This window comes from Zoogloea sp. (assembly GCF_041911615.1).
Classification (GTDB): Bacteria; Pseudomonadota; Gammaproteobacteria; order Burkholderiales; family Rhodocyclaceae; genus Zoogloea.
Window position 1 is genome coordinate 20,858 of sequence record NZ_JAYROR010000070.1, and the last position, 23,391, is coordinate 44,248.

A 23,391-nucleotide genomic window follows, 5' to 3' on the forward strand; every position below is an offset into this window, starting at 1 on the left:
TGGGCGGGATGGTGCGACGGCGAGGGGGGGCGAGTCCTTGATGGCGGTCAAGGCACGGCAGGCGCCCCGTTTCGGGGGGCGTCCGGCCCATGCCGGGTGGCTGTAAGGCGGCGTCGGGGCGGGCTCAAGCGTCTGCCGGGGCGGCTGTCGCGTCCCCGATCAGTGCGTGGAGTCGGGGCCACTGCGGAGCGGCCGCGGCGAGCAGGGCGTCGGTGGCGGCCACGAAGAAGCCACGCGCCGGCTCGTCCCAGAAGTCCTCGCCGGCGAGGCGGTGCAGTTCGATGAGCGACAGGTCGGTCTGCACCACCAGCACGCCGAGTGCGTCGTCGGCCGGATTGGGCTGGCGGACGATGCGCCAGGTCATGTTGGGGGTGGCCTCGGCGAGCGTGGCGGCGAGGGTGCTGGCCACCGCGGTGAGCTCCGCGTCGTCCGGACCGGCTGTCGGCGCCCACAGGGCCAGGCCCACCGAGAGTTCGGGGATGCCGCCGATGTGCGGCGCGACGACATAGGCCTCGCCGGCGAGCACGCCGCACCACAGCACGAGGTCGGCGCTGTGGGCGCGCACGCCGCCCGGGGTCATCAGGGCCCCGTAGAAGGCCGGCTCGACGAAGTCGCCGGAGGTCCAGCCGCGGGGCACGCGCAGCCCTGCCCAGGCGTCGCCGCCAGCGCAGCCGGTGAGGGCTTTGCGGCCCAGCTCGCCGAGGGCTTGCATGCCGCTCTGGAGCCGTTCGAAGGCTGGCAGGGCGATGATGTCCGACAGGTTGATGCGGGTTCCGCTCATGGCGTGATCCTCCAGGAAGGCGATGAGGTGGCCGCTCCAGTAACGCAGGACGTCGCTGTCGCGGCGGCGGGCCAGGTCCGGCTGCAGGGCGACCAGCCAGCGATGGACGGCCGGCCACCCGATCACCGGTTGCCGCCAGCCCGCGGGCGCGTCGGTGTGATGGGTCAGCAAGACCACGCCGCCGCCGGGTTCGCCCCGGCGCTGCTGGTAGTCGAGGTAGAGCTCGAGCTGGCCGGTGCTGCCGGCGGCGTCTTCGTGGGTCGTGAAGGCAGCGCCGATCTTGTTCTCGATGATCAGGAAGAAGCCGGGCCCCTGGCCGACGAGATCGGGGCGTCGGCCGGTGCCGCGATAGCCCGGTCCGATCACGTGCTGGGTGCTCCAGCGCACCCGCCGGCCGTCGTCGCCGGCGGGGAGTCGCTGGCCGGGCGGCAGCGCCAGCAGTTCGTCGAGTACCCGCGGCAGCAGGCCAGCGGCGCCGGCGAGACGAAGCCACTCTGCGAAGGCTTCGGTGAGGAAGTCTTCGGTGGGGCTGCGGGCCTGGGTGGCGTGATAGGTGAAAAGGTGGCTCAGCAGGCTCATGACGAAGGTGATAACGACCGCCGGGCCGGCCACTGTAGCCATGGCGCAAAAGCGCGGGGGCCGCGTCTGCGGCCCCCGAACTCCCCGTGCCGGGCGTGTCCCGCCCGGCGTCGCGGTCTCCTCGACCTCGCGATCAGCCCTTCGCGGCGTCGGCCTTGGGTTCTTCCGGCTTCGGCGTCGTCGGGTGGAATTCTTCCGGCGTGGCGCCATCCTTCGGTGCGCCGATCGCCTGTTCGACTTCCGGCAGCTGGTGGGCGATGCCCTTGTGGCAGTCGATGCAGGTCTTGCCTTCGTTCAGGCCGGTCTGGTGCATCTTGGACGAGCGGCGGCCCTGTTCGGCGTAGTCGAAGCTGTCGAAGTTGTGGCAGTTGCGGCACTCGCGGGAGTCGGTCTTCTTCATCCGTTCCCATTCGTGCTTGGCCAGTTCGAGGCGCTTGGCGTTGAACTTCTCGGGCGTGTCGATGGAGCCGAGGATCTTGTGCAGGACTTCGTTGGAAGCCTGGATCTTGCGGATCATCTTCGGGCCCCAGGCCTTCGGCACGTGGCAGTCGGGGCAGGTGGCCCGCACGCCGGAGCGGTTCGAGGCGTGGATGGTGTTGCGGTATTCCTGGTAGACGTTGTCCTTCATTTCGTGACACGAGATGCAGAACTCTTCCCGGTTGGTCCATTCCATGGCGGTGTTGAAGCCGCCCCAGAACAGGATGCCGGCGACGAACAGCATCGCCGCGAAGCCCCAGCCCATCGACCGGATGCGTCCGATCAGGCCCTTGTTGTTGGTATCCATTTGTCCGAACTCCCTAATCTGTGCGTCAGCGCATCCCGGTGCCGGGCTTGAAGGTGTTGCCCACCAGCGGCTTGGCGTCGCTCTGGGGTACGTGGCACTGGTTGCAGAAGTAGCGGCGCGGCGACACGCTGGACAGCTCCTCGCCGTCGCGGGTCTTGAAGTGGGTCACCGAGATCTTGGTGGCGCCGGTTTCCTTGGCGCGGGCCCAGGCGTGGCAATCCAGGCACTTGTTGAAGTTCTTGGTGATGTTGTAGCCCTTGATGGTGTGCGGAATCAGCGGCGGCTGTTGCACGAAGTCGCGCGGCAGCGGCGGCTGGTCGCGCCCGTAGCGGGTGCCTTCGCCCTCGGGATCGCTGGCCTGGATGTCGGCGCCGCGCAGGGTCATGAGCTTGATGGCCGGCTCGCCAGCGGCGACGGCGGCAACGGGAGCAAGGAAGGTATGCGCCAGGCACAGGGCCAGTGCAGCCGCGCGCAGGCGGGTGGATTGGAAGGTCGGCTTGTTCATCACTCGCTCCTTTGATCGAACCTATGGGTCATTTTGAAAACGTGTTTGTCGCACACATCAATGCAGCGGCCGCAGGTGGTGCAGTCTGAGGCCAGGATGAGGGGACTTTGCTGCCCGACCTGCTTGAGGGCGGGGCGGATCACCTGGGGCTCGGGGCACACCGCGAAGCAGTCCATGCAGTCGTCGCAGGCGCTGCGCCGGCTGGCCGACACCCGCACCAGCGCCTTCTTGCCGAGCAGTCCGTAGAAGGCGCCCATCGGACACAGGTGGCCGCACCAGCCGCGGCTGGCGACGAGCAGGTCGTAGACGAAGATGCCGGCGATCACGAACAGCCCGCCGCCCGTTCCGAAGATCAACCCTCGGTGCAGCATGGAAACCGGGTTGACCCATTCCCAGGCCAGCCGGCCGGTGACGGCGGCGGCCACCAGGATGCCGCCGAGCAGCCAGTAGCGGGTGTTGGCGTCGGGCACGCGGCCGGTCTTGATGCCGAAGCGGCGGCGGGTCCAGGCGGCCGCGTCGGTGACCACATTGACCGGGCACACCCAGCTGCAGAAAATGCGGCCGCCCACCAGCAGGTAGAAGGCGAGGACGATGGCGGCGCCGCTCAGCGCCGCCACGTAGGGCAGATGGCCGGTGGCGAGGGTCTGCAGCACCAGCAGCGGATCGGTGAGCGGCAGCACGCCGAGGGTGAGCGACGAGGACAGGTTGCCCTTGACGATCCACACGCCGAACCATGGCCCGGCCAGGAAGGCGAGCAGGATCAGGAGCTGGCTGGCGCGGCGCAGGATCAGCCAGCGCTGGCGCTGCCACAGGCTGCGCGGCGGGGCACAGGCGGCGTCGGCCGGCTTGGCGGAGGCGTGCGTGAGGGTCGCCATGATCTACGGCTTCCAGTGGGAGTCGATGCCGGTGGGCGCCTTCGGGCGCGGAGCCGGGGCGCCGGCTGCCGCCGGGTGGGGCGGCAGATCGGGCGCCGGGGCGGCGGGGGCCGTCACGGTCTCGGTGGCGCTGCGGCCGGCGGTGGAGCCGTCGAAGCCGCGGATCGGCAGTTCGACCTGGTCGCCGATCAGCGAGCCGCCGTGGCGGGCCTTTTCTTCCCAGCCCTTGCGGTAGTGGGCCGGCAGCGCGCCCTGGGCGAGCTGGCGCGGGAAGACCTTGATCGCGGCGACCGGCAGCACGCAGGATTTCTCGCACTTGCCGCAGCCGGTGCAGGCGTCGGAATGGACCGTGGGCAGCAGCATCGCGTGGCGGTCGGAGCGCGGGTTGTGCTGGGTTTCGAGGGTGATCGCCTTGTCGATGACGGGGCACACCCGGTAGCACACGTCGCAGCGCAGGCCCAGGAAGTTGAGGCAGCTTTCGTGGTCGACGAGTGCGGCGAGGCCCATCTGCGCCTTGTTGATGTCGGTGAGGCTGCGGTCGAGCGCGCCGGTGGGACAGGCCTTCACGCAGGGGATGTCCTCGCACATCTCGCAGGGCGTCTTGCGGGCGGTGAAGTAGGGCGTGCCGGCGACGACCGGGTCGCCCAGGTCGGCCAGATGCAGGGTGTCGTAGGGGCAGTCGCGCACGCACAGGCCGCAGCGCACGCAGGCCGCCAGGAAATCGGTTTCGGGCAGGGCGCCCGGCGGGCGCAGGGCTGCGGCCGGCAGGGCGGACGCACTGCGCGAATAGAGTCCGGCCCCCAGCGCCAGCAGGCAGCCGCCACCGGCAGCGGCGGCGACGCTGTTGATGAACTTGCGCCGCGCCGCCGACGCCGGAGTGTCGGCGCCTGGGGCGGGGGGGCGGGCGGATTGCTTGCCGGTGGTCATGATCGGGTGTCGTGGGGGCCTGGCGCGCCAAGATGCGACGCGCCAGGCGGGCTGCCTCAGGCGCGCACCACCTTGACGGCGCACTTCTTGAAGTCGGTTTGCTTCGAGATCGGGCACGTGGCGTCGAGGGTGAGCTTGTTGACCAGCTTCGACTCGTCGAAGAAGGGCACGAAGATCAGACCGACCGGCGGCTTGTTACGGCCCTTGGTTTCGAGGCGGGCGGTCATCTCGCCGCGGCGGGACTGGACCTTGACCACCATGCCGCGCTGCAGGTTGCGCTTCTTGGCGTCGTCCGGGTGCATGAAGACCTGGGCTTCCGGCACGGCCTTGTGCAGCTCGGGCACGCGGCGCGTCATCGTGCCGGTGTGCCAGTGTTCCAGCACGCGGCCGGTGCACAGCCACATGTCGAACTCGGCGTCGGGCTTCTCGGGCGGATCCTGGTAGGGCAGCGCGAAGATGACCGCCTTGCCGTCCTTGTGGCCGTAGAACTTCACGCCCTCGCCCGCCTTGACGTACGGGTCGTAGCCTTCGCGGTAGCGCCACAGGGTTTCCTTGCCATCGACCACCGGCCAGCGCAGACCGCGGGCCTTGTGATAGACGTCGAAGTTGGCCAGGTCGTGGCCGTGGCCGCGGCCGAACTGGGCGTATTCCTCGAACAGGCCCTTCTGCACGTAGAAGCCGAAGGCCTCGGCCTCGTCGTTGGTGTAGCCCTTGATGGCGTGCTCGTTCACTTTCTGCACGTCGCTCTTCGGGAACTTGTTCACCACCTTGTTGGCGTAGAGCACGTCGTAGAGGGTCTTGCCCTTGTACTCGGGTTTCTTGGCGAGCAGCTCGGCCGGCCACACCTCTTCCATCTTGAAGCGCTTGGCGAACTCGAGGTACTGCCACAGGTCGGACTTGGCCTCGCCCGGCGCCTTGACCTGTTGACGCCACACCTGGGTGCGACGCTCGGAGTTGCCGAAGGCGCCTTCCTTCTCGGTCCACATGGCGGACGGCAGGATCAGATCGGCGGCCAGGGCCGAGACGGTCGGGTACACGTCGGACACCACAACGAAGGCGGCGGGGTTGCGCCAGCCCGGGTAGATCTCCTGGTTGACGTTGGGGCCGGCCTGCATGTTGTTGGTGGTGCTGGTCCAGTAGCACTTGAGCTTGCCGTCCTTCAGCGCGCGGCTCTGGGCCACGGCGTGGAGGCCGATCTTGTCGGGGATGGTGCCTTCGGGCAGTTGCCAGATTTCCTCGGCGTGGTGGCGATGCTCGGGGTTGGTCACCAGCATGTCGGCCGGCAGGCGGTGGGCGAAGGTGCCCACTTCACGGGCGGTGCCGCAGGCCGACGGCTGGCCGGTGAGGGAGAACGGGCCCGAGCCCGGGGTGGAGATCTTGCCCACCAGCAGGTGGACGTTGTAGATCATGTTGTTCACCCAGGTGCCGCGGGTGTGCTGGTTGAAGCCCATCGTCCAGAAGCTGACGACCTTTTTCTTGGGGTCGGCGTACAGCTCGGCGAGCTTCTGCAGGCGCTCTTTCGGCACGCCGGAGAGCTTGGCGGTGTAGTCGAGGGTGTAGGTCGAGACGAACTTCTTGAAGTCTTCGAAGGTGGCCGGGCGGGCGTCGCTCGGGTTGTTCTTGGGCTTGCCGTCGGCGCCGGGGTAGCCGTTGAACTTGGCGTCCTTCTCGAGCGGGTTGTTGGGACGCAGGCCGAAGCCGATGTCGGTCTCGCCAATCTTGAAGTTGACGTTCTTCTTGACGAAGTCCTGATTGACCTTGTTGTTCTGGATGATGTAGTTACAGATGTAGTTCAGGATCGCCAGGTCGGTGTTGGGCACGAAGACCATGCCGTTGTCGGCGAGCTCGAAGCTGCGGTGCTCGAAGGTGGACAGCACGTGCACCTGCACATCGGTCTTGGTGAGGCGGCGGTCGGTGATGCGGGTCCACAGGATCGGGTGCATCTCGGCCATGTTGGAGCCCCACAGCACGAAGGCGTCGGCCTGCTCGATGTCGTCGTAGCAGCCCATCGGCTCGTCCATGCCGAAGGTGCGCATGAAGCCGGTCACCGCCGAGGCCATGCAGTGGCGGGCGTTGGGGTCGAGGTTGTTGGAGCGGAAGCCGGCCTTCATCAGCTTGGAGGCGGCATAGCCCTCGAAGATCGTCCACTGGCCGGAGCCGAACATGCCGACGGCGCCCGGGCCTTCGGCCTTCAGCGCGGCCTTCCACTTCTCGGCCATGACGTCGAAGGCCTGGTTCCAGCTGATCGGGGTGAACTCGCCGTTCTTGTCGTACTTGCCGTCCTTCATGCGCAGCAGCGGGCGGGTCAGGCGGTCCTCGCCATACATGATCTTGGACAGGAAGTAGCCCTTGATGCAGTTGAGGCCGCGGTTGACCGGCGCGTCCGGGTCACCCTGGGTGGCCACCACACGGCCGTTCTGCACGCCCACCAGCACCGAACAGCCGGTGCCGCAGAAGCGGCACGGGGCCTTGTCCCAGCGCACCGCGGCGGCGTTGTCGGCGGCGTGGGCCGGGGCGTCCTCCTTCTTGGCTGCGAGGGCGGGCACCGAGATGCCGGCGGTGGCGGCCGCGGCGGCGATGGCCTGGGTCTTGATGAAGTCGCGTCGGTTGATGGTCATGATTGAGCCTCCTCGCAGGGGGAATTCGATGCTTGCGGTTGATTCGAAACGGTCGGGGTGCCGAGCAGGGCGCCGCTGTGCTCGTAGGCCAGGGTGGCGGCGAGCACCTGCGGTACCCGGTGCAGGGCGATCAGGGTGTCGGACATGGCGGCGCCTTCGGCATCCTCGACGGTGACCACCAGCTTGCCGTCGGCGGACATGCCGTGGCATTCGACGCCGGGGTAGGCGGTCAGGGCCGCTTCGGCCTCGGCGCGGGTTTCGGGATGGATGCGCAGGACGAGACTGACGATGTTCATGCGGGCTCCTGGGTGGAAGAGGGGGGCGTGCGCGTCACCGCGGCGACGGGGCACGGCGCGATGCAGGCGCCACAGCCGGTGCAGGCGTCCAGGTCGACCGCCGCCAGCGGCACGCCACCGATGCGCGGCCGGAAACGGATCGCCCCGACGTCGCAGGCTTCGCCGCAGACGCGGCATTCGACGTTCTGCGCGGCGAGGCAGCCTTCGCCGATGACCACCCCGAAGGACCAGGGCCGGGTATCGGTGTCGCGGCCGATGGCGCCGCTCGGGCAGGCGCGGCTGCAGTCGCCGCAGAAGGTGCACGCGGCCACGGCGAAGTCGGCCACCGGGTAGGCGCCGTCGCCACGGGTCAGCAGACCGGTCGGGCAGGCCTTGATGCAGTCGTCGCAGCGACGGCAGCGATCGAGGAAATCGGTCTCGGCCACGCTCCAGGGTGGACGGAACGGCGCCGCGCCAGGCGCTCTGGCGCCCAGAAAACGACGGCGGGAAACATCCATGATGGGCTCGTGGTTATGGCAGGACTGGGGGCGATGCTAGCCCCCGGTCCGTTCCGAAACCTTGATCTATGCGAAGGAATGGCGCCGGTTGGTGCCGGATGTGACGGCGGACACGCTGTCGGGCGTCTCAGGCGGGGTGCCGGGCTGGGCCGGGCGCGGCGGACCGGACGCGGTGTCGGTCCGCCGGATGCCGGGCTCGCGCCCCCGGCCGGCGGGATGCGTCGGTCTGGATCAGGCCTTGGGCAGACGGCCCATCAGGTAGAACTCGTCGTTGGGGCGCATGTTGGTGAGGTTGGCGAGGCGGTTGCTCATCGCGAAGAAGGCGGTGATCGCGCCGATGTCCCAGATCGCTTCCTCGTCGAAGCCGTGGGCCTTGAGGGTGTCGATGTCGGCGTCGCCGACGGCGGCCGAATCGAGGGCGAGCTTCATCGCGAAGTCGAGCATCGCGCGCTGGCGCGGGGTGATCTCGGCCTTGCGGTAGTTGGTGGCGAGCTGGTCGGCGACGCGCGGGTTCTTGGCGCGGATGCGCAGGATCGCGCCGTGGGCGACGACGCAGTACAGGCATTCGTTGGCGCCGGACGTGGCGACGACGATCATCTCGCGCTCGGCCTTGGTGAGGCCCTCGTCCTTTTCCATCAGCGCGTCGTGGTAGGCGAAGAAGGCACGGAACTCGGCGGGGCGGTGGGCGAGGGTGAGGAACACGTTGGGCACGAAGCCGGCCTTTTCCTGCACGGCGAGGATCTTCTCGCGGATGTCGGCGGGCAGGTCGGCCAGTTCGGGAACGGGATAGCGGCTGATCGGAAGCGGGCTCATCGGTTGTCTCCTGTCTTTTTTGGGTTGGGCGCGCCAGTGTAGGGCGTGCCGCCCGGCTGCGCGCCGGTGGCCCTGCAAGTCGGCGGAAATGGCACCCCGGTTGGCCGAAAGTGCAATCCCGCGCTGCGGGCCGGGGCGCTCAGACGACCAGGATGGCCCGGAAATCGTTCACGTTGGTGAGCGTGGGGCCGGTAACGAGGCTGTCGCCCAGGGCTTCGAAGAAGCCGTGGCCGTCGTTGTCGTCGAGCCGAGCGCGGGGGCGGATGCCCTGCGCCCAGGCACGGGCCAGGGTGTCGGGGGCGACGAAGGCGCCGGCGATCTCCGCCTGGCCGTCCACCCCGTCGGTGTCGCCGGCCACGGCGTGGATGCCCGGTGCGCCGTCCAGCGCCACGGCGAGGGCCAGCAGGAATTCCACGTTGCGCCCGCCGCGCCCGTTGCCGCGCACCGTCACGGTGGTCTCGCCGCCCGACAGCAGCACGCACGGCGCCGCCGCCGGGTGGCCGTACTGGCGGGCCTGCAGGGCGATGCCGGCCATGACCTTGGCCACGTCGCGGGCCTCGCCTTCCAGCCGGTCGCCCAGCAGCACGGGGGTGACGCCCGCCGCGCGGGCCACCGCGGCGGCGGCTTCGAGGGCCATCCACGGGGTGGCGACCAGGTGGGTCTCGACGCCGGCGAGACGCGCGTCGCCGGGCTTGATGGTTTCGCCGTGGCCGCTTTCGAGGAGCGCCCGGGCGCCCGCCGGCAGGTCGATGGCGTAGCGGCGGACGATCTCCAGCGCGTCGGCGCAGGTGGTCGGGTCGGCCACGGTGGGGCCCGAGGCGATGTCGATCGGGTTGTCGCCGGGCACGTCTGAAATCAGCAGGTTGACCACCCGCGCCGGGTGGCAGGCGGCGGCGAGGCGGCCCCCCTTGATCGCCGAAAGGTGGCGGCGCACGCAGTTCATCTCGCTGATCGACGCGCCGGACTTGAGCAGGGCGCGGTTGATGGCCTGCTTGTCGGCCAGCGTCACGCCCTCGCCGGGCTGCGGCAGCAGCGCCGATCCGCCGCCCGAGATCAGGCAGATCACCAGATCGTCGGCGTCGAGGCCGGCGACGAGCGCCCGCATCCGCCCGGCGGCGGCGAGGCCGGCGGCGTCGGGCACCGGGTGGGCGGCCTCGACGATCTCGATGCGCGCGCACGGCACGGCGTAGCCGTAGCGGGTGACGACGAGGCCCGAGAGCGCGCCCGGCCAGTGGCGCTCCAGGGCCTGGGCCATCGCCGCCGACGCCTTGCCGGCGCCGATCACCACGGTGCGGCCGCGGGGTGGCGTGGGCAGGTGGGGCGGAATGCAGCGGGCCGGCTGGGCGGCGCCCACGGCGGCGTCGAACATCCGGGCGAGCAGCGCGCGGGGCGGGGTGACGGACATGGCGGCGGCGGGCGGATCGGCAGGGCGAAGGGCGAAATGCTAGCCGACCACGAAGCCCGGCACGTCCACCCGCACGCTCGGCCGGTCGAGGGCCACCGCGACGCAGGCGGCGTAGCTGCGCGCCCACGGCCCGCCCTGGGCGAAACGCGGTTCGCCGCCGTACTTGGCGACGTTGAGGATCACGTCGAGGATCAGCACCTTGCCCATCGGGTTGCTGGGCGTGCATTCCAGGTCTTCGAACTCCTGGTGCAGCCAGGCCTGGGCGCTGGTCTTGGTGAGCTCGGCGATGTCTTCGCCGTGGACGTGAAATTCGTATTCCCGGTCGGCGCGGAAGACGACGGTGACGGTGTACATGCGGGTCTCCTCGTTATTTTTCCCTGTCGCGCCGCATTTTTCGGTCGGGCGGCGGCAAGATCAAGTAACCGATTGTTATCATCGCGGGAACCTCCGGCTCGGCGTGGTCCGCTTCCGTTCCCGCCGCCAAACCCCGTGCTCCGCCCATGACCGAATCCCCCTGGCGCGCCCTCGCCAACCGCCGCATGCTGATCTGCGTGCTCACCGGCTTTTCGTCCGGCCTGCCGCTGTACCTGCTCCTCAACCTCGTGCCGGCGTGGCTGAAGACCGAGGGGCTATCGCTGAAGGCGATCGGTGCGTTCGCGCTCATCCAGTTTCCGTATACGTGGAAGTTCGTCTGGTCGCCCTTCCTCGACCGCTTCGCGCTGCCGCTGCTGGGCCGCCGGCGCGGCTGGATGGCGCTGACGATGCTGCTCCTGCTGGGCGCCATCGCATGGCTCGGCACCTTGTCCCCCAACGCCCAGCTCGGGCTGGTGATCGGCCTCACCGCGCTGATTGCGTTTCTCTCGGCGACCCTCGACATCGTGCTCGACGCCTATCGCCGCGAGCTGTTGCCCGAGGTGGAGCTGGGCATCGGCAACGCCATCCACGTCAATGCCTACAAGCTCGCCGGGCTGGTGCCGGGCAGCCTGTCGCTGGTGCTGGCGGATCATCTGCCGTGGCAGCAGGTGTTCCTGGTCACCGCGCTGTTCATGGCGCCGGGGCTGGCGATGACCCTGCTGGTCAAGGAGCCGCTGGCCGCCGCCGGTGCGCCGCGCACCCTGCGCGACGCGGTGGTCGAGCCCTTCCGCGAGTTCTTTGGCCGCCACGGGCTGCGCTCGGCGCTGCTGGTGCTGGGTTTCATCTTCCTCTACAAGCTGGGCGATTCGCTGTGCACCGCGCTGGCCACGCCCTTCTACCTGGACATGGGCTTCTCCAAGACCGAGATCGGCCTCGTCGCCAAGAACGCCGGCCTGTGGCCCAGCGTGATCGGCGGCATCCTCGGCGGGCTGTGGATGGTGAAGCTCGGCATCAACCGCGCCCTGTGGGTGTTCGGGGTGGTGCAGTGGGCGGCGATCTTCGGCTTTGCGTGGCTGGCCTGGCTCGGCCCCGCCGAGGCCGACGCCGGGCGACTGTGGGTGCTGGCGGCGGTGATCGGGCTGGAGGCGCTGGGCGTCGGTCTCGGCACCACGGCCTTCGTGGCCTACATGGCGCGCACCACCCACCCGGCCTACACGGCCACCCAGCTGGCGCTGTTCACCAGCCTGATGGCGGTGCCACGCACCTTCATCAATGCCTCGGCAGGCTGGCTGGTGGAATACTTCGGCTGGCTCGACTTCTTCCTGCTGTGCGGCGTGCTGGCGGTGCCCGGTATGCTGCTGTTGTTCAAGGTGGCGCCGTGGCGCGAGACGCCGGCCGCCGCCTGATTTCCCATCCATGCCCCCCATGACGCCCCTCGAAACCGCCGCCCGCGCCCTGTGCGACACCCTCGACCCGATGCGCTTCGCCGCGCCGGTCACCCACGTCTACAACCCCCTCGACTACGCCTGGGCGCCGAATGCGCTCTACCTGCGGCGCTTCGGCCAGGGGAAGAAGAAGGTGATCTTCGTGGGCATGAACCCCGGCCCCTTCGGCATGGTTCAGACCGGCGTGCCCTTCGGCGAGATCGCCGCCGTGCGCGACTGGATGGGCATCGAGGCCGCGGTGACGAAGCCCGCCACCGAGAACCCCAAGCGCCCCATCGAAGGCTTCGCCTGCCCGCGTTCCGAGGTGAGCGGGCGGCGCCTGTGGGGGCTGTTCGCCGAGCGTTTCGGCAGTGCCGAGGCCTTCTTTGCCGATCACTTCGTGGCCAACTACTGCCCGCTGGCCTTCTTCGACAACGGCCGCAACCTGACGCCCGACACGCTCCCGGCGGCCGAGCAGGGCCCGCTGCTGGCGGCCTGCGACGCGCATCTGCGCAGCGTGGCCGAGGCGCTCTCGCCCGACTGGGTGATCGGCGTCGGCGCCTGGGCCGAACAGCGCGCCCGGGAGGCGCTGACCGGGCTGCCGCTCAAGTTCGGCCGGGTGCTTCACCCCAGCCCGGCCAGCCCGGCAGCCAACCGGGGCTGGAGCGAGGCGGCGACGAAGCAACTGGTGGCGCTGGGCGTCTGGTAAGGCCTCAGATCAGGCGGGCCTGCGCCGGCGCGGCGAGGTTTTCCAGCACGCGGCGGATCGGCGTCGGCAGCGCGGCCTCGGCGAGGCGGTCGAGGGGCTGCCACACCGCGCCGCCTTCTTCGGCCCGGCCCGCGGCGGCCCGCATCACCGCGACGCGTTCCGGCGCCAGGTGCAGCACGAAGTGGGTGAAGACGTGGCGCAGGCCCGGCAGGGGCGCCACCGCCTGCACTGTCACGCCGAAGCGCCGCGCCACCCAGTCGGCGGCGTCGGCGTCCTCGGGCAGCTCCGGCAGGCTCTGCAGGCCGCCCCAGATGCCGCTGGGCGGGCGCCGTTCGAGCAGTACCGCGTTGTCGGCGACGATCACCGCGAAGCGGCCGTGGCGCTCGGGTACGGCCTTTCTTGGCCGCGGCGTCGGCAGCTCGGCGACGCGCCCGTCGCGCAGGGCCACGCAGTCGCCGGCCAGCGGGCAGCGCGGGCAGGCCGGCCGGCCGCGGGTGCACACCGTGGCGCCCAGGTCCATCTGGGCCTGGGTGTAGATGTCCACGTCGCTTGCCGGCAGCAGTTCCTCGGCGAGCTGCCACAAGGCGTTTTCCACCGCCTTGGTGCCGGGAAACCCCTCGATGCCGAAGGCCCGGGCCAGCACCCGCTTGACGTTGCCGTCGAGGATCGCCGCCCGCGTGCCGTAGCTGAAGGCGCTGATCGCCGCCGCCGTGGAGCGGCCGATGCCCGGCAGCTCGGCCAGCACGGCCGGGTCGGCCGGAAACGCGCCGCCGTGGCGGGTCATCACCGCCTGGGCGCACTTGTGCAGGTTGCGGGCGCGGGCGTAATAGCCGAGGCCGCTCCACAGCGCCAGCACGTCCTCGACCGGCGCGGCGGCGAGGCTCGCGAGGGTCGGGAAGCGTTCGAGGAAGCGACCGTAGTACGGAATCACGGTATCCACCTGGGTCTGCTGGAGCATGATCTCCGACAGCCACACCCGGTAGGCGTCGCGGGTCTGCCAGGGCAGATCGTGGCGGCCGTGCTCGCGCTGCCAGCGGATCAAGGTGTCGGCGAAGGCGCTCACCGACCGGCCCTCCGCGCGGCGGCGGCGGGCTGCCCCTCGACGCTCATGGGTTGCAGGGCGATAATCGCGCCTCCCCCAACTGATTGCCGGCGCGTGCGGACGCCCGGCCATTCCGATTTCATCATGAGTCTTCCCAAGAACGACCCGGCGGTACGCGCCTTTCGCGACACGCTGGGCATGTTTCCGACCGGCGTGACGGTCATCACCGCCCGCGCCGCCGACGGCCGCCTGGCGGGCCTCACCGTCAGCTCCTTCAATTCGGTGTCGCTGGCGCCGCCGCTGGTGGTGTGGAGCCTGTCCAGCCACCTGCCCTGCGTGCCGGTCTTCGAAAGTGCGCCAGTGTACGCGATCAACGTGCTCGCCGAAGACCAGCAGGAACTCTCCAACCGCTTCGCCAGCCGGCTCGACGACAAGTTCGCCGGGCTCGACTTCACCGAGGGCGAGGGCGGCGTGCCGCTGCTCGCCGGCTGCTGCGCGAGCTTCGAGTGCCGGCCGTTCGCCGCTCACCCGGGGGGCGACCACCTGGTGCTGATCGGCGAGGTGATCCGCTTCGCCCGCGACGCCGACAAGCGGCCGCTGGTCTTCCAGGGCGGCGCCTACCGTCGGCTGGCCTGAGCGGATCGCCCGCGATGCCCGTCCCCCACTGGATCGAGTTCAGCCCTGCGGGCGCCGACGCAGCGCGCGGTCTGGTGTTCCTCCACGGCGTGAGCGGCGGCGCCAACGGCGCCATCGACATCCTGCCCGGCCTGGCGGCGCCCGGCTGGCGGGCGCTGGCCTGGGACATGCCCGGCTACGGTGCCAGCGCGCCCATCGATCCGGTGGATTTCGACGGCTACGCCGACGCCTTGCGGAGCCTGCTCGACCTGGCCGGGCTGCGCCAGGCGGTGCTGGTCGGACACAGCATGGGCGGCATGGTCGCGCTGCACACCGCCGCCCGTTACCCCGGGCGGCTCGCCGGCCTGGTGCTGGCGTGCTGCACGCCGGCCTTCGGCGCCACCGACGGCGCGCTGCAGCAGGCTTTCCTGGCGCGCCGGCTCGGCCCCCTCGACGAGGGCGCCACGATGCGCGAAGTGGCGGTGGAGCTCATCCCGAGCATGGTCGGCCCCGGCGCCGACCCGCAACTGGTGGGCGACGCCGTGGCCCTGATGGCCGACATCGCGCCGGCCACCTACCGCGCCGCGATGCGGGCGCTGGTGGGCTTCGATGCGCGCGCCGCGCTGCCCACGCTCACCCTGCCGGCGCTGGTCGTCGCCGGCCGCCACGACCGGGTGTCCACCCCGCAGGTGCTGCGGCGGATGGCCGCGCGTATGCCCGACGCCCGCTACGCCGAGGTGGAGGCCGGGCATTTCGCGCCCCACGAGGCGCCGGCCGAGTTCGCCGCCCTGGTGCGGGCCTTCCTGGCCGGGCTGGCGTCCGATCACACCCCTGTCATTTGAACCGCGCAGGCTTGCCGATTTTTGCCCGTCCCATGAACGAGAGCCCCTTCAAGGGCAAGACCGGCCTCACCCGGGTGTGGAACGCCTTCCACTACTCGATGGCCGGTCTCGCCGCCGCCTACCGCAACGAAGACGCGTTCCGCCAAGAAGTCTGGCTGGCCGTGCTGCTGATCCCCCTTGCCCTGTGGCTGCCGGCCAGTGGCACCGGCAAGGCGCTGATGATCGCCTGCGTGTTGCTGGTGATCGTCGTCGAGCTGGTCAATTCGGCCGTCGAGGCGGCGGTGGACCGCATCTCGCTGGAACACCACCACCTCGCCAAGCGTGCCAAGGACATCGGCAGCGCCGCGGTGTTCGTCGCGCTGGTGAATGCGGTGGTCGTCTGGGGACTGGTCCTGTTCGGATGAGCACGCGGCCGGGTAAGCGGAGCGCACCGGTGGCGGCGCGCATTGCCTTCGCGGTCATCGGGCTGGCTGCGTTGGCCCTCGCTGCGCTTGTGTTCTTAAACGGCGATGTGGCAGGGGCCCTCATATGGGGCGCCCTCGGCGCGGCGTCTGCCCTGCCCGCGCTGTGCTCCCGCAGCCGCCTGTTCGACAAATGGCTCGCATTTCTGCAGCGACTCCCGCTATCGTGAAGGACAGTGACCCACCCCGAGCGACTCGAATGAAAAGCAACCGCAAACCCTGCGTCAATTGCACCTGCGCCACCACCGGCTTCTGCCCGCGCGGCGTCGGCGCCAACATTCCACCCGAACTCGCCGCCGCCGAGCGCCCGGCCAAGGTGCCGCGCCCGTCGGCCAACCAGCTGCGCCGCGCGCAGCTCGCGCAGTTGCCCGGCAACCGCCGGAAGATGCGCTTCTGAGGCGCGGCCGGCGCCCGCCTGCCGTGCGACAATCGCGCCCTTTCCTCCGCCCGGACGCTTCCATGACCGAGTCGACCCACGCCATCACCGCCCTTGTCATCCACCGCCTGATCCGCGAGGCCGAAGGCCCGTCGCGGCTCGACCTGCGCCCGGCGCCCAACCCGGTGGACGACGCGGCGGTGCGTCTGATGGAGCGCCTGTGCCGCCACTTCGCCGAGCGCCCCGGCAAGGGCTACGGCCACTTCGAGCAGGACGAGCGCAACTTCCCGATGCCGGCGCTGGTGCGTCGCCACGTGGTCGAGGGCAGCCTGGATTTCGCCGCCCTGTCGGCCGAGATGCTGGCCCACCTGCAGCAGCGGGTGGACGAGGACAAGGTGGAGGAGGGCGGCTACGTGCTGATCGCCCGCGCCACGGTGTTCGGCGCCGATTGCCTTTACGTGGCCCTGCTGCAGGAAACCCTCGGTTCGGTGATCGGCGACGGGCTGGCGATCCACGACAGCCCGCACCTGGATTTCGGCGGCCTGCAGGTGGCCGGGCGCATCGACATCACCGCCTGGCAGGCCGGCGCCGAGCGCTACATCGCCTTCCTCAAGGGCCGCGGCGACGTGGCGGGCTGGTTCAAGCGCTTCCTGGGCTGCACCGACGTGGTCATCGCCCTCAAGGAAACCAAGAAGCTCGTCGAGACGCTGGCCCACTTCGCCGACACCCAGCAGCTCGAGGCCCCGGCCCGCGACGAACTGCTGCAGCGCGCCCACCTGGTGCTCGAGCAGATGCACGAGAGCGGCGCGCCCCTCGACCTGGCCGCCGTCGCCGGCGAGGTCTTCCCCGACGCCCCGCAGAAGCTCGCCGAAACCCTGCAGGACGAAGCGCTGGATCTCGCCTCCGGCTTCGTCCCCGACAAGCGCGCCCTGCGCCCGCTGATCCGCTTCAAGGCCGCGGCCGAGGACTGGAAGCTGGAGTTCGAACGCAGCGGCCTGCGCGCCGGCACCGTTCAATACGACGAAGCCAACAACACCCTGGTGCTGACCAACGTGCCGGAGAGCCTGCGCAAGGTGCTGCTGGAGGGCTGAGGAAGGTCTGTGAGGAGTAAGGCGTGAGGCGTCAGGAGTGGCGCAGTCGGGTAGGTCGGGTTAGCCCGAAGGGCGCAACACGACAGCGCAGGATCAGCCCAGCCCACGACCAGAGTCGGCCGGTTTGGTGCAGTACGTCGACGAACTCAACCGATACTGGAACGGATCGGTGGCAGGCTGTCGCAGGGGATGTCGGGTGCGCTGCGCGAACCCGACCTACGCGAACTAAACGAGGCCCCAGCTCCTGAGTTTTTCCGCCCAAGCGTTGATGGCGTCACGCGCGACCGAGAGCCCGTCCAGGTGCTTGTCGCCATGAAGGATTTTGACGCGGAGCCTCCATCCACCATCGCAATCCTCGCCTGACAAACTCTCGACCGACGGCTTAAGTCCACTCCATGGCTTTCTTGTCAATTCCACGTGCTTGTCGGAGTTAGCCAAGTCGGCCATCAAACTGAGGCGCGGGTCGGAGCGGATTGCCTCGTTGACGTCCTTGGCGCTTGGCATTCCCGCTAGCTTTTCCACTGCAATGAGTGCGTCTCTGAGGTGAAATACCTGAATAAAAAATGAGAAAAGTTGCTGGGCGCCGCCGTGGATTGCAGGTCCACTCATGACTCCGACGTGAGGAGCTTCGATCTTGCGAAGCTCTTCTTGAACTGTGTTCCAGCGGACTCGCCAGTCTCGGGTCTGCGTTGCTGGATACAGCCCGCTCGTCAGCTGATTTGAGAGGCCAAACGATACCTGCAAGGTGGAAGTGGACGTCAAGGCTGTTCCGCCACAGGTTGGGCATGGAGTGCGTTCGGTGGGGGCTTCTTGCTGTCGTGGGGTTCCGCACGTCAAGCAGAAGTGAGTGTCCATGGCTGTCATCTCCTGAGAATTGGCTGAACGCACTATCTGGGCACGATTCTTACCGGCAGCTCCCCCAGCACCCGCGCCCGCAATTGCCCGCAGCCGCCTTCCACATCCTGCCCCGCCGAGTTGCGCAGCTTGGTGAGGATGCCGCGGCGGTGGAGCTGGCGGGCGATGTCGGCGGCCTTGTCCCACGCCGGGCGGCGGAAGGGCAGGTCGGGGATGGTGTTGTACGGGATCATGTTCATGATCGCGTACTTGCCGGTGAGCAGGCGCACGATGCCGTCGAGTTCTTCCGGCGTGTCGTTCACGCCCTCGATCAGCGTCCATTGGTACTGGATCGGGTAGCCAGTGCGGCGGGCGTAGGCTTCGCCCAGCTCGACCAGTTCGTCCGGCGCGATGCGCGGGGCTTTCGGCAGCAGCTCGGCGCGCAGGTCGGCGCGGCTGGTGTGCAGCGACAGGGCCAGCGCGGGCTTCACGGCGAGGGTGGGCAGGCGCTCGAAGACGCGCAGGTCGCCTACCGTGCTGAACACCAGGTTCTTGTGACCGATGCCGCCTTCGGTGCCCAGCAACTCGATCGCCTCGAGGACGTTTTCCATGTTGTGGGCCGGCTCGCCCATGCCCATGAAGACCACCTTCTTCACCGTCCGCTGGCGCCGCGCCAGCACCACCTGGGCGACGATCTCGGCGCTGCCCACCTGACGCAGCAGGCCGTCGCGGCCGGTCATGCAGAACACGCAACCCACCGCGCAGCCCACCTGGCTCGACACGCACAGGCCGTCGCGGGGCAGCAGCACGCTCTCGACGGTCTGGCCGTCGGGCAGTTCGACCAGCAGCCGGGCGGAGCCGTCGTCGGCGGGATGCGTCGAGCGCAGCCGGGCGAGGCCGTCCAGCTCGGCGGTGAGCGCGGGCAGGGCGTCGAGTACCGGCTGGGGCAGCATCGGTCCGCGCTTCGCGGGGCCCGCGGACAGCGGCAGGGCGTGCGTCCAGGCGCGCAGAATGCGCTGGATGTGCACGGGTTTGGCGCCCAGGTCGGCAAGGCGCTGGCGGAGATGTTCGATGCGCATGAGGGGGCGAATCCTAGCACCGGGGCAGGGCAGGGGGTAGTCGGCAGGTTCAGCGCCCCCAACCGAAGCCGCCTGCGGCGCCAGGGCGCTGGATCGTCTCGGCGAGGCGCCAGGTTCCCTCGGGATTCGAAGTGCCTCAGGTTTGGGGGGAACCGGCTCGGCCTGGAGGTTAACTTTTTCAGGTCTAGGGCGAACAGGTTCAGGTCGGAAGCGAACAGATTCAGGTCGGAGGCGAACAAGTTCAGGTCGGAGGCGAACAGGTTCAGGTTGGAGGCGCATAAGTGCAGCTCAGAACTGAACTTGTTCAGGTCCAGGCCGAACCGGGGGCCGGGAGGCGGTGTACAGTGCCACCCATGCACCCCGCTCCCATCGTTTCCGAATCCGAGGTCGAGTTCACCGCCATCCGCGCCCAGGGGGCCGGGGGGCAGAACGTGAACAAAGTGTCGAACGCCGCCCATCTGCGCTTCGACGTTCGTGCGTCGAGCCTGCCGGAGGCGGTCAAGGCGCGGCTGCTGGCGCTGGGGGATCAGCGGGTGGGCAAGGACGGGGTGATCGTCATCAAGGCGCAGACCTTCCGCAGCCTCGACAAGAACCGCGCCGAGGCGCTGCGGCGCCTGCAGGAGATGGTGGACGCCGCTGCCCACGTGCCGAAGGCGCGCCGTGCGACGCGGCCGACCCGCGCGTCGGTGACCCGCCGCCTCGACGGCAAGGCTCGCCGCAGCGCCGTGAAGGCCGGGCGCGGGCGGGTGGAATAGAGTAGGACGAGATCGGGGGCCGCCCAGGTCCGGATCGGGGCTCCGCAGGCTCATTCCATCCTGAGTGACGTTTTCAGCCGGGTGGCCGGATTGCCAGACGCGTCCGTTCCGACCAACGGGATGTCCCCCGAATCAATGCCCGTCGTCAGCAACGATTCCACTGTTCCGCCCGATGCGCCGCCGCGGCCCCCATTCGCCAGATCGGGCGCTGGAAACACGACGGCCCGCCGGGCGAGCGGCGGGCCGTCTTGCTGCGACGGAAGGGGCGATCAGCCGAGTTTTGCCTGCTCGCCGATGGCGGTGCCGCCCATCATCGGGTCGCTGATCGAGGCTTCGCCGGTTTCGACGCGGCCGGCAAAGCGCCGCGCGTAGCCGGGCAGCGCCTTGATCGTCAGCGTGAAGTCGTACCAGCGGCCACTGCTCTTGAGCGGCCAGTGCAGCTCGGCCTGGCTGCGGGCGGCGACGGTGCCGGTCCACGGGCCGGTGGCGAAGTAGCCGTTGGCGACCACCGTGTAGCTGGCGGCGACGCCGCAGGTGTTGAAAATCTTCAGGTACACGCTGCCGTTGGCCACGTCGTAGCACACCTGCACTTCGGGGGTCGGCTCGGTGGCCTTGGCCGCGGCGTTGCCGGTGAAGTGGCGGTGGTAGCCGTTGGGGCCCAGCACCCACAGGTCGTAGGCGCCGGCGTCGGCGGCGAGATCCCAGCCGCCGGTGAGCTGCTTGCCGCCTTCGACGGTGTAGCGGCGCGGGTACTGGTCGAGGTGCTTGCGGTCGTACACGTGGAAGACCGCGGCGGCCTCGCCGGTGTTGGCGAACACCAGCTCGATGCGGCTGGCCGACTTGACGCTGGCGGTGGTGTGCAGCTCGTAGGGCAGGGCGCGGGACGGCAGGGTGCCGACGGCCTGCACCGGCAGGGTGGGCAGCGCCGGGGTCGGCGGGGTGGTGCGCTTGGTGAGGGCGCGGGCACGGTTGGCCAGGGCGACGGTGTCGGGGAAGGTCTTGAAGAACTCGGTGTTGTCCGGGTCCTTGAAGTTGAAGGCGCTGGTCATGTCGCCGCAGACGGCGCGGCGCCAGGCGCTGATGTTGGGCTCCATGACGCCGAAGCGCTGCTCGATGAAGCGGATCGGCGAGGTGTGGTCGAACACCTGCGAATTGACCCAGCCGCCTTTCGACCACGGCGAGATGACGTACATCGGCACCCGCGGCCCGAGCCCGTAGGGGCGGTGCAGGGCGAGCTGCTCCTGGGCGTTGTTGTGGTACGAGACCAGGATCTCGTGGTATTCGCCGGTGGTGTCGACGGTGGAGGCGCCGGCCAGCACGGCCTTGGCGGGGTCGGCGTCCCAGGTGGTGTAGGCGGGGGCGGCCGGGGGCGGGACGTGGTCGAAGAAGCCGTCGTTCTCGTCGAAGTTGAGGAACAGCACGGTCTTGCTCCACACCGCGGGGTTGGCGGTGAGGGCGTCGAGCACCTTGGCGGTGTAGTCGGCGCCCTGGGCCGGGCTGGACGGGCCGGGGTGCTCGGAGCCTTCGGCGGTGGCGACGATCCAGGTGACCTGCGGCAGGGTGCCGGCGAGCACGTCTTCCTTGAGCTTGTCCAGGTCGCGGGTGCTGACGCCGCGGTCGCGCAGGGCCTGGGAGTAGCCCGGACGCTGGTACCAGGCGTCGCGGAAGCGCTGGAACCCGGCCAGCGGGTTGTCGGTGTAGTTGTCGGCCATGTTCTCGTAGACCTGCCAGGTGATGCCGGCGGCCTCGAGGCGTTCGGGGTAGGTCGTCCAGGTGTAGCCGCCGTCGCCGTGGTCGGCGTCGAACCAGTCGTAGTCGTTGTAGGTGGCCGGGCCGTTGCCCTTGCCCAGCGGATCGTTGGTGCCGGTCCACTGGAACAGGCGGTTGGTGTTGGTGCCGGCCTGGGCCGAGCAGAAGTAGGCGTCGCAGATCGTGAAGGCCTTGGCCATCGCGAACTGGAAGGGCATGTCGTCCTGGGCGAAGTAGCCCATCGAGTGGTTGTTCTTGTACTTCGGCCACACGTTCATCCGCCCGTTGTCCCAGGCGGCCTGGGCGTCGAGCCAGGCGTGGGGGGTGCCGCTGACGCGCATGTAGTCGAAGGTCTGCACGGTGTTGAGGCGGAACGGGGCGATCACCCGCGGGTTGGCGGGGTCGGCGTCATTCACCTGGTACCAGACGGTCTTGCCGGTGTTGCCGAGGGCGTCCTTGACCGGGATCGGGAAGCGGTCGCCGAAGCCGCGCACGCCGGCCATGGTGCCGAAGTAGTGGTCGAAGGAGCGGTTCTCCTGCATGAAGATCACGACGTGCTCGACGTCCTTGATCGTGCCGGTCTGGTTGTTGGCGGAGATGGCGAGGGCCTTCTGGATCGCCGGGGGAAACATCGAGAGGGCGGCACCGGCGCCGGCGGTGGTGCCGGCGCTGTGCAGGAAGTCGCGTCTGCTGAGTCGGGTCATTTTGGGTTTTCGGTCTTCAAGGGTCGATGGGCGGAAGCGGCTGGCTCAGGAGGCGCAGCTCTGGCCGGAGGCGGGCGCCGGGGCGCAGCGCATCTGCGGGGTCTTCTCGTCGGCGGGGGCGCTGCTGGCGCCGTCGTTGTTGCTGCTGCTGCCGCCGCAACCGGCGAGCAGGGCGGACAGCAGCAGCGCCACGGCGATGGGGCGGGCGGTGAGAGGGGATTTCAAGCGGGAGCTCCTGGGTGGAAGGGGAAAAATCCGTCGGGCGGATGGCGGAAAGCCGAAAATGCTAGGTCGCCCGGATGAACGAATTAAGGCGCTTCCGTGAAGGGCGTGTGACCCCGCCGGCGTGCGGGGGGCGCCGTCACCGAGCCATCACCTGACCGTCACATCGCTGCAGCATCGGCCCGCAACACTGCCGGCATGGACCGTGCCGGACTCATCTGCCAGGAAATCGTCAGCCAGCAGGGCGCCCTTCGGGTGGCCGTGGTGACCGAGACCTATCCGCCCGAAATCAATGGCGTCGCCATGAGCACTGGGCGCGTCGTGGACGGGCTGGTGGCCGCCGGCCACCGGGTGGATCTGATCCGCCCGCGTCAGGCCCACGAGGGCGCGGTGATCGCCGAGGGCGTCGAGCAGATGCTCGCGCGGGGGATTCCGCTGCCCCGCTACGCCAATCTGCAACTCGGTCTGCCGGCCCAGAAGGTGCTGCTGCGACGCTGGTCTATTCAGCGTCCGGACGTGGTGCAGGTGGTCACCGAGGGGCCGCTGGGCTGGTCGGCGCTGACCGCCGCGCGCAAGCTCCGGCTGCCGGTGATCAGCGAGTTCCACACCAACTTCCACCGCTACACCGGCCATTACGGCGTGGGCTGGCTCAAGCGCCCCATCGCCGCCTACCTGCGCAAGTTCCACAACCGCGCCGACCTGACCCTGGTGCCGACCCGTGCCCTGTGCGACGAGCTGGTCGGGCAGGGCATCCCGCGGGTGGAGGTGGTGTCGCGGGGTGTCGACACGACGCTGTTCGATCCGGCGCGCCGCAGCGAGTCCCTGCGTCGCCAGTGGGGCCTGGCGCCCGACGATCTGGCGGTGCTGTACGTGGGCCGGGTGGCGCCGGAGAAAAACCTCGCCCTGCTCGAAAAGGCCTTCGAGGCGATCCGCGCGCGCCAGCCGCGGGCGCGTCTGGTGCTGGTGGGCGACGGCCCCGCGTTGCCGGCCCTGCGCGCGCGCCAGCCGGGGGCGATCTGTGCCGGCCCACGCACCGGCGCGCCGCTGGCCGAGC

General features: G+C 69.6%; 25 protein-coding genes. 9 read left to right on the top strand and 16 right to left on the bottom strand.

Translation table 11 applies throughout. The annotated features are described in order from the left end of the window. Window positions 1–124: 124 nt before the first annotated feature. The 11 genes from ACE3P2_RS08175 to ACE3P2_RS08225 form a co-directional block, all read right to left on the bottom strand. Entirely contained in the window at window positions 125–1,402 is a 1,278-nt protein-coding gene (locus ACE3P2_RS08175; protein WP_374263229.1) for a hypothetical protein, read from the bottom strand. A gap of 91 nt (window positions 1,403–1,493) precedes the next feature. Next, the gene (locus tag ACE3P2_RS08180; protein WP_374263232.1) at window positions 1,494–2,144 is read right to left on the bottom strand and encodes a NapC/NirT family cytochrome c; all 651 of its coding nucleotides are present in this window, start codon (window positions 2,142–2,144) and stop codon (window positions 1,494–1,496) included. Between the two features lie 25 nt (window positions 2,145–2,169). Then, window positions 2,170–2,649, bottom strand: a complete 480-nt coding sequence (locus ACE3P2_RS08185; protein WP_374263234.1) for a nitrate reductase cytochrome c-type subunit — start codon at window positions 2,647–2,649, stop codon at window positions 2,170–2,172. Next, window positions 2,649–3,524 (bottom strand): quinol dehydrogenase ferredoxin subunit NapH, encoded by an 876-nt coding sequence (napH, locus tag ACE3P2_RS08190; RefSeq protein ID WP_374263237.1) that lies wholly within the window; start codon window positions 3,522–3,524, stop codon window positions 2,649–2,651. Before napH ends, ACE3P2_RS08185 begins: the two co-directional genes overlap by 1 nt. Window positions 3,525–3,527: 3 nt before the next feature. Further along, on the bottom strand, window positions 3,528–4,451 hold the full coding sequence (gene napG / locus ACE3P2_RS08195) for a ferredoxin-type protein NapG (protein WP_374263240.1): 924 nt from the start codon (window positions 4,449–4,451) through the stop codon (window positions 3,528–3,530). A 56-nt stretch (window positions 4,452–4,507) separates the two neighbouring features. Next, window positions 4,508–7,069, bottom strand: coding sequence for a nitrate reductase catalytic subunit NapA (gene napA, locus ACE3P2_RS08200; RefSeq protein ID WP_374263243.1), 2,562 nt, complete (start codon window positions 7,067–7,069; stop codon window positions 4,508–4,510). Next, window positions 7,066–7,365, bottom strand: a complete 300-nt coding sequence (locus ACE3P2_RS08205; protein ID WP_374263245.1) for a chaperone NapD — start codon at window positions 7,363–7,365, stop codon at window positions 7,066–7,068. Before ACE3P2_RS08205 ends, napA begins: the two co-directional genes overlap by 4 nt. Then, entirely contained in the window at window positions 7,362–7,862 is a 501-nt protein-coding gene (napF, locus tag ACE3P2_RS08210) for a ferredoxin-type protein NapF (RefSeq protein ID WP_374263247.1), read from the bottom strand. The genes ACE3P2_RS08205 and napF overlap by 4 nt, the downstream gene beginning before the upstream one ends. Before the next feature lie 231 nt (window positions 7,863–8,093). Then, window positions 8,094–8,675, bottom strand: a complete 582-nt coding sequence (locus tag ACE3P2_RS08215) for a peroxidase-related enzyme (RefSeq protein WP_374263249.1) — start codon at window positions 8,673–8,675, stop codon at window positions 8,094–8,096. A 139-nt stretch (window positions 8,676–8,814) separates the two neighbouring features. Continuing rightward, window positions 8,815–10,080: a glycerate kinase gene (locus ACE3P2_RS08220; RefSeq protein WP_374263251.1), complete on the bottom strand. Its 1,266-nt coding sequence runs from the start codon at window positions 10,078–10,080 to the stop codon at window positions 8,815–8,817. A gap of 39 nt (window positions 10,081–10,119) precedes the next feature. Further along, window positions 10,120–10,434, bottom strand: a complete 315-nt coding sequence (locus tag ACE3P2_RS08225) for a hypothetical protein (protein WP_374263254.1) — start codon at window positions 10,432–10,434, stop codon at window positions 10,120–10,122. A gap of 146 nt (window positions 10,435–10,580) precedes the next feature. Here ACE3P2_RS08225 and ACE3P2_RS08230 point away from each other — a divergent pair, with 146 nt between their 5' ends. Beyond that, window positions 10,581–11,840 (top strand): AmpG family muropeptide MFS transporter, encoded by a 1,260-nt coding sequence (locus ACE3P2_RS08230; protein ID WP_374263257.1) that lies wholly within the window; start codon window positions 10,581–10,583, stop codon window positions 11,838–11,840. 19 nt (window positions 11,841–11,859) lie between these two features. After that, window positions 11,860–12,567 carry a uracil-DNA glycosylase family protein gene (locus ACE3P2_RS08235; RefSeq protein WP_374263260.1) on the top strand — a complete coding sequence of 236 codons (708 nt, stop codon included), beginning with the start codon at window positions 11,860–11,862 and terminating at the stop codon, window positions 12,565–12,567. A gap of 4 nt (window positions 12,568–12,571) precedes the next feature. Here ACE3P2_RS08235 and mutY read toward each other — a convergent pair whose 3' ends face one another. Beyond that, window positions 12,572–13,630 carry an A/G-specific adenine glycosylase gene (mutY, locus tag ACE3P2_RS08240; RefSeq protein WP_374263263.1) on the bottom strand — a complete coding sequence of 353 codons (1,059 nt, stop codon included), beginning with the start codon at window positions 13,628–13,630 and terminating at the stop codon, window positions 12,572–12,574. A gap of 123 nt (window positions 13,631–13,753) precedes the next feature. Here mutY and ACE3P2_RS08245 point away from each other — a divergent pair, with 123 nt between their 5' ends. From ACE3P2_RS08245 to ACE3P2_RS08265, 5 genes are all read left to right on the top strand, one after another. Further along, window positions 13,754–14,245 (top strand): flavin reductase family protein, encoded by a 492-nt coding sequence (locus tag ACE3P2_RS08245; RefSeq protein ID WP_374263265.1) that lies wholly within the window; start codon window positions 13,754–13,756, stop codon window positions 14,243–14,245. Between the two features lie 14 nt (window positions 14,246–14,259). Continuing rightward, the gene (locus ACE3P2_RS08250; RefSeq protein ID WP_374263268.1) at window positions 14,260–15,066 is read left to right on the top strand and encodes an alpha/beta fold hydrolase; all 807 of its coding nucleotides are present in this window, start codon (window positions 14,260–14,262) and stop codon (window positions 15,064–15,066) included. 32 nt (window positions 15,067–15,098) lie between these two features. Further along, window positions 15,099–15,470, top strand: a complete 372-nt coding sequence (locus tag ACE3P2_RS08255) for a diacylglycerol kinase (RefSeq protein WP_374263270.1) — start codon at window positions 15,099–15,101, stop codon at window positions 15,468–15,470. 256 nt (window positions 15,471–15,726) lie between these two features. Next, window positions 15,727–15,924, top strand: coding sequence for a hypothetical protein (locus ACE3P2_RS08260; protein ID WP_374263273.1), 198 nt, complete (start codon window positions 15,727–15,729; stop codon window positions 15,922–15,924). A 62-nt stretch (window positions 15,925–15,986) separates the two neighbouring features. Then, window positions 15,987–16,994, top strand: coding sequence for a nucleoid-associated protein (locus ACE3P2_RS08265; RefSeq protein WP_374263275.1), 1,008 nt, complete (start codon window positions 15,987–15,989; stop codon window positions 16,992–16,994). Between the two features lie 225 nt (window positions 16,995–17,219). On the opposite strand, the gene ACE3P2_RS08270 is transcribed toward ACE3P2_RS08265, so the two are convergent. Together ACE3P2_RS08270 and ACE3P2_RS08275 are read right to left on the bottom strand one after the other, a co-directional pair. Next, window positions 17,220–17,756 (bottom strand): hypothetical protein, encoded by a 537-nt coding sequence (locus ACE3P2_RS08270; RefSeq protein ID WP_374263278.1) that lies wholly within the window; start codon window positions 17,754–17,756, stop codon window positions 17,220–17,222. A 125-nt stretch (window positions 17,757–17,881) separates the two neighbouring features. Next, window positions 17,882–18,907: an RNA methyltransferase gene (locus ACE3P2_RS08275; protein WP_374263281.1), complete on the bottom strand. Its 1,026-nt coding sequence runs from the start codon at window positions 18,905–18,907 to the stop codon at window positions 17,882–17,884. Between the two features lie 353 nt (window positions 18,908–19,260). Here ACE3P2_RS08275 and arfB point away from each other — a divergent pair, with 353 nt between their 5' ends. Beyond that, window positions 19,261–19,662, top strand: a complete 402-nt coding sequence (arfB, locus tag ACE3P2_RS08280) for an alternative ribosome rescue aminoacyl-tRNA hydrolase ArfB (RefSeq protein ID WP_374263285.1) — start codon at window positions 19,261–19,263, stop codon at window positions 19,660–19,662. Window positions 19,663–19,931: 269 nt separating this feature from the next. On the opposite strand, the gene ACE3P2_RS08285 is transcribed toward arfB, so the two are convergent. Together ACE3P2_RS08285 and ACE3P2_RS08290 are read right to left on the bottom strand one after the other, a co-directional pair. Then, on the bottom strand, window positions 19,932–22,115 hold the full coding sequence (locus tag ACE3P2_RS08285; protein ID WP_374263288.1) for a phosphocholine-specific phospholipase C: 2,184 nt from the start codon (window positions 22,113–22,115) through the stop codon (window positions 19,932–19,934). 45 nt (window positions 22,116–22,160) lie between these two features. Continuing rightward, window positions 22,161–22,340 carry a hypothetical protein gene (locus ACE3P2_RS08290; RefSeq protein ID WP_374263291.1) on the bottom strand — a complete coding sequence of 60 codons (180 nt, stop codon included), beginning with the start codon at window positions 22,338–22,340 and terminating at the stop codon, window positions 22,161–22,163. A gap of 195 nt (window positions 22,341–22,535) precedes the next feature. Between ACE3P2_RS08290 and ACE3P2_RS08295 the strand changes: the two genes are divergently transcribed. Beyond that, window positions 22,536–23,391 (top strand): glycosyltransferase (locus ACE3P2_RS08295; protein ID WP_374263293.1); only part of this gene is annotated, 856 nt, incomplete at its 3' end.

Bases quoted from the DNA above. Each gene is read 5' to 3' on its own strand.
- ACE3P2_RS08220 (WP_374263251.1), bottom strand. From the start codon at position 10,080: ATGTCCGTCACCCCGCCCCGCGCGCTGCTCGCCCGGATGTTCGACGCC.
- ACE3P2_RS08205 (WP_374263245.1), bottom strand. From the start codon at position 7,365: ATGAACATCGTCAGTCTCGTCCTGCGCATCCATCCCGAAACCCGCGCC.
- ACE3P2_RS08275 (WP_374263281.1), bottom strand. From the start codon at position 18,907: ATGCGCATCGAACATCTCCGCCAGCGCCTTGCCGACCTGGGCGCCAAA.
- ACE3P2_RS08260 (WP_374263273.1), top strand. From the start codon at position 15,727: ATGAAAAGCAACCGCAAACCCTGCGTCAATTGCACCTGCGCCACCACC.
- ACE3P2_RS08175 (WP_374263229.1), bottom strand. From the start codon at position 1,402: ATGGCTACAGTGGCCGGCCCGGCGGTCGTTATCACCTTCGTCATGAGC.
- ACE3P2_RS08245 (WP_374263265.1), top strand. From the start codon at position 13,754: ATGAGTCTTCCCAAGAACGACCCGGCGGTACGCGCCTTTCGCGACACG.
- ACE3P2_RS08255 (WP_374263270.1), top strand. From the start codon at position 15,099: ATGAACGAGAGCCCCTTCAAGGGCAAGACCGGCCTCACCCGGGTGTGG.
- ACE3P2_RS08180 (WP_374263232.1), bottom strand. From the start codon at position 2,144: ATGGATACCAACAACAAGGGCCTGATCGGACGCATCCGGTCGATGGGC.
- ACE3P2_RS08230 (WP_374263257.1), top strand. From the start codon at position 10,581: ATGACCGAATCCCCCTGGCGCGCCCTCGCCAACCGCCGCATGCTGATC.
- ACE3P2_RS08225 (WP_374263254.1), bottom strand. From the start codon at position 10,434: ATGTACACCGTCACCGTCGTCTTCCGCGCCGACCGGGAATACGAATTT.
- ACE3P2_RS08215 (WP_374263249.1), bottom strand. From the start codon at position 8,675: ATGAGCCCGCTTCCGATCAGCCGCTATCCCGTTCCCGAACTGGCCGAC.
- ACE3P2_RS08250 (WP_374263268.1), top strand. From the start codon at position 14,260: ATGCCCGTCCCCCACTGGATCGAGTTCAGCCCTGCGGGCGCCGACGCA.
- ACE3P2_RS08265 (WP_374263275.1), top strand. From the start codon at position 15,987: ATGACCGAGTCGACCCACGCCATCACCGCCCTTGTCATCCACCGCCTG.
- napF (WP_374263247.1), bottom strand. From the start codon at position 7,862: ATGGATGTTTCCCGCCGTCGTTTTCTGGGCGCCAGAGCGCCTGGCGCG.
- napG (WP_374263240.1), bottom strand. From the start codon at position 4,451: ATGACCACCGGCAAGCAATCCGCCCGCCCCCCCGCCCCAGGCGCCGAC.
- napH (WP_374263237.1), bottom strand. From the start codon at position 3,524: ATGGCGACCCTCACGCACGCCTCCGCCAAGCCGGCCGACGCCGCCTGT.
- ACE3P2_RS08285 (WP_374263288.1), bottom strand. From the start codon at position 22,115: ATGACCCGACTCAGCAGACGCGACTTCCTGCACAGCGCCGGCACCACC.
- ACE3P2_RS08185 (WP_374263234.1), bottom strand. From the start codon at position 2,649: ATGAACAAGCCGACCTTCCAATCCACCCGCCTGCGCGCGGCTGCACTG.
- napA (WP_374263243.1), bottom strand. From the start codon at position 7,069: ATGACCATCAACCGACGCGACTTCATCAAGACCCAGGCCATCGCCGCC.
- ACE3P2_RS08235 (WP_374263260.1), top strand. From the start codon at position 11,860: ATGACGCCCCTCGAAACCGCCGCCCGCGCCCTGTGCGACACCCTCGAC.
- arfB (WP_374263285.1), top strand. From the start codon at position 19,261: ATGCACCCCGCTCCCATCGTTTCCGAATCCGAGGTCGAGTTCACCGCC.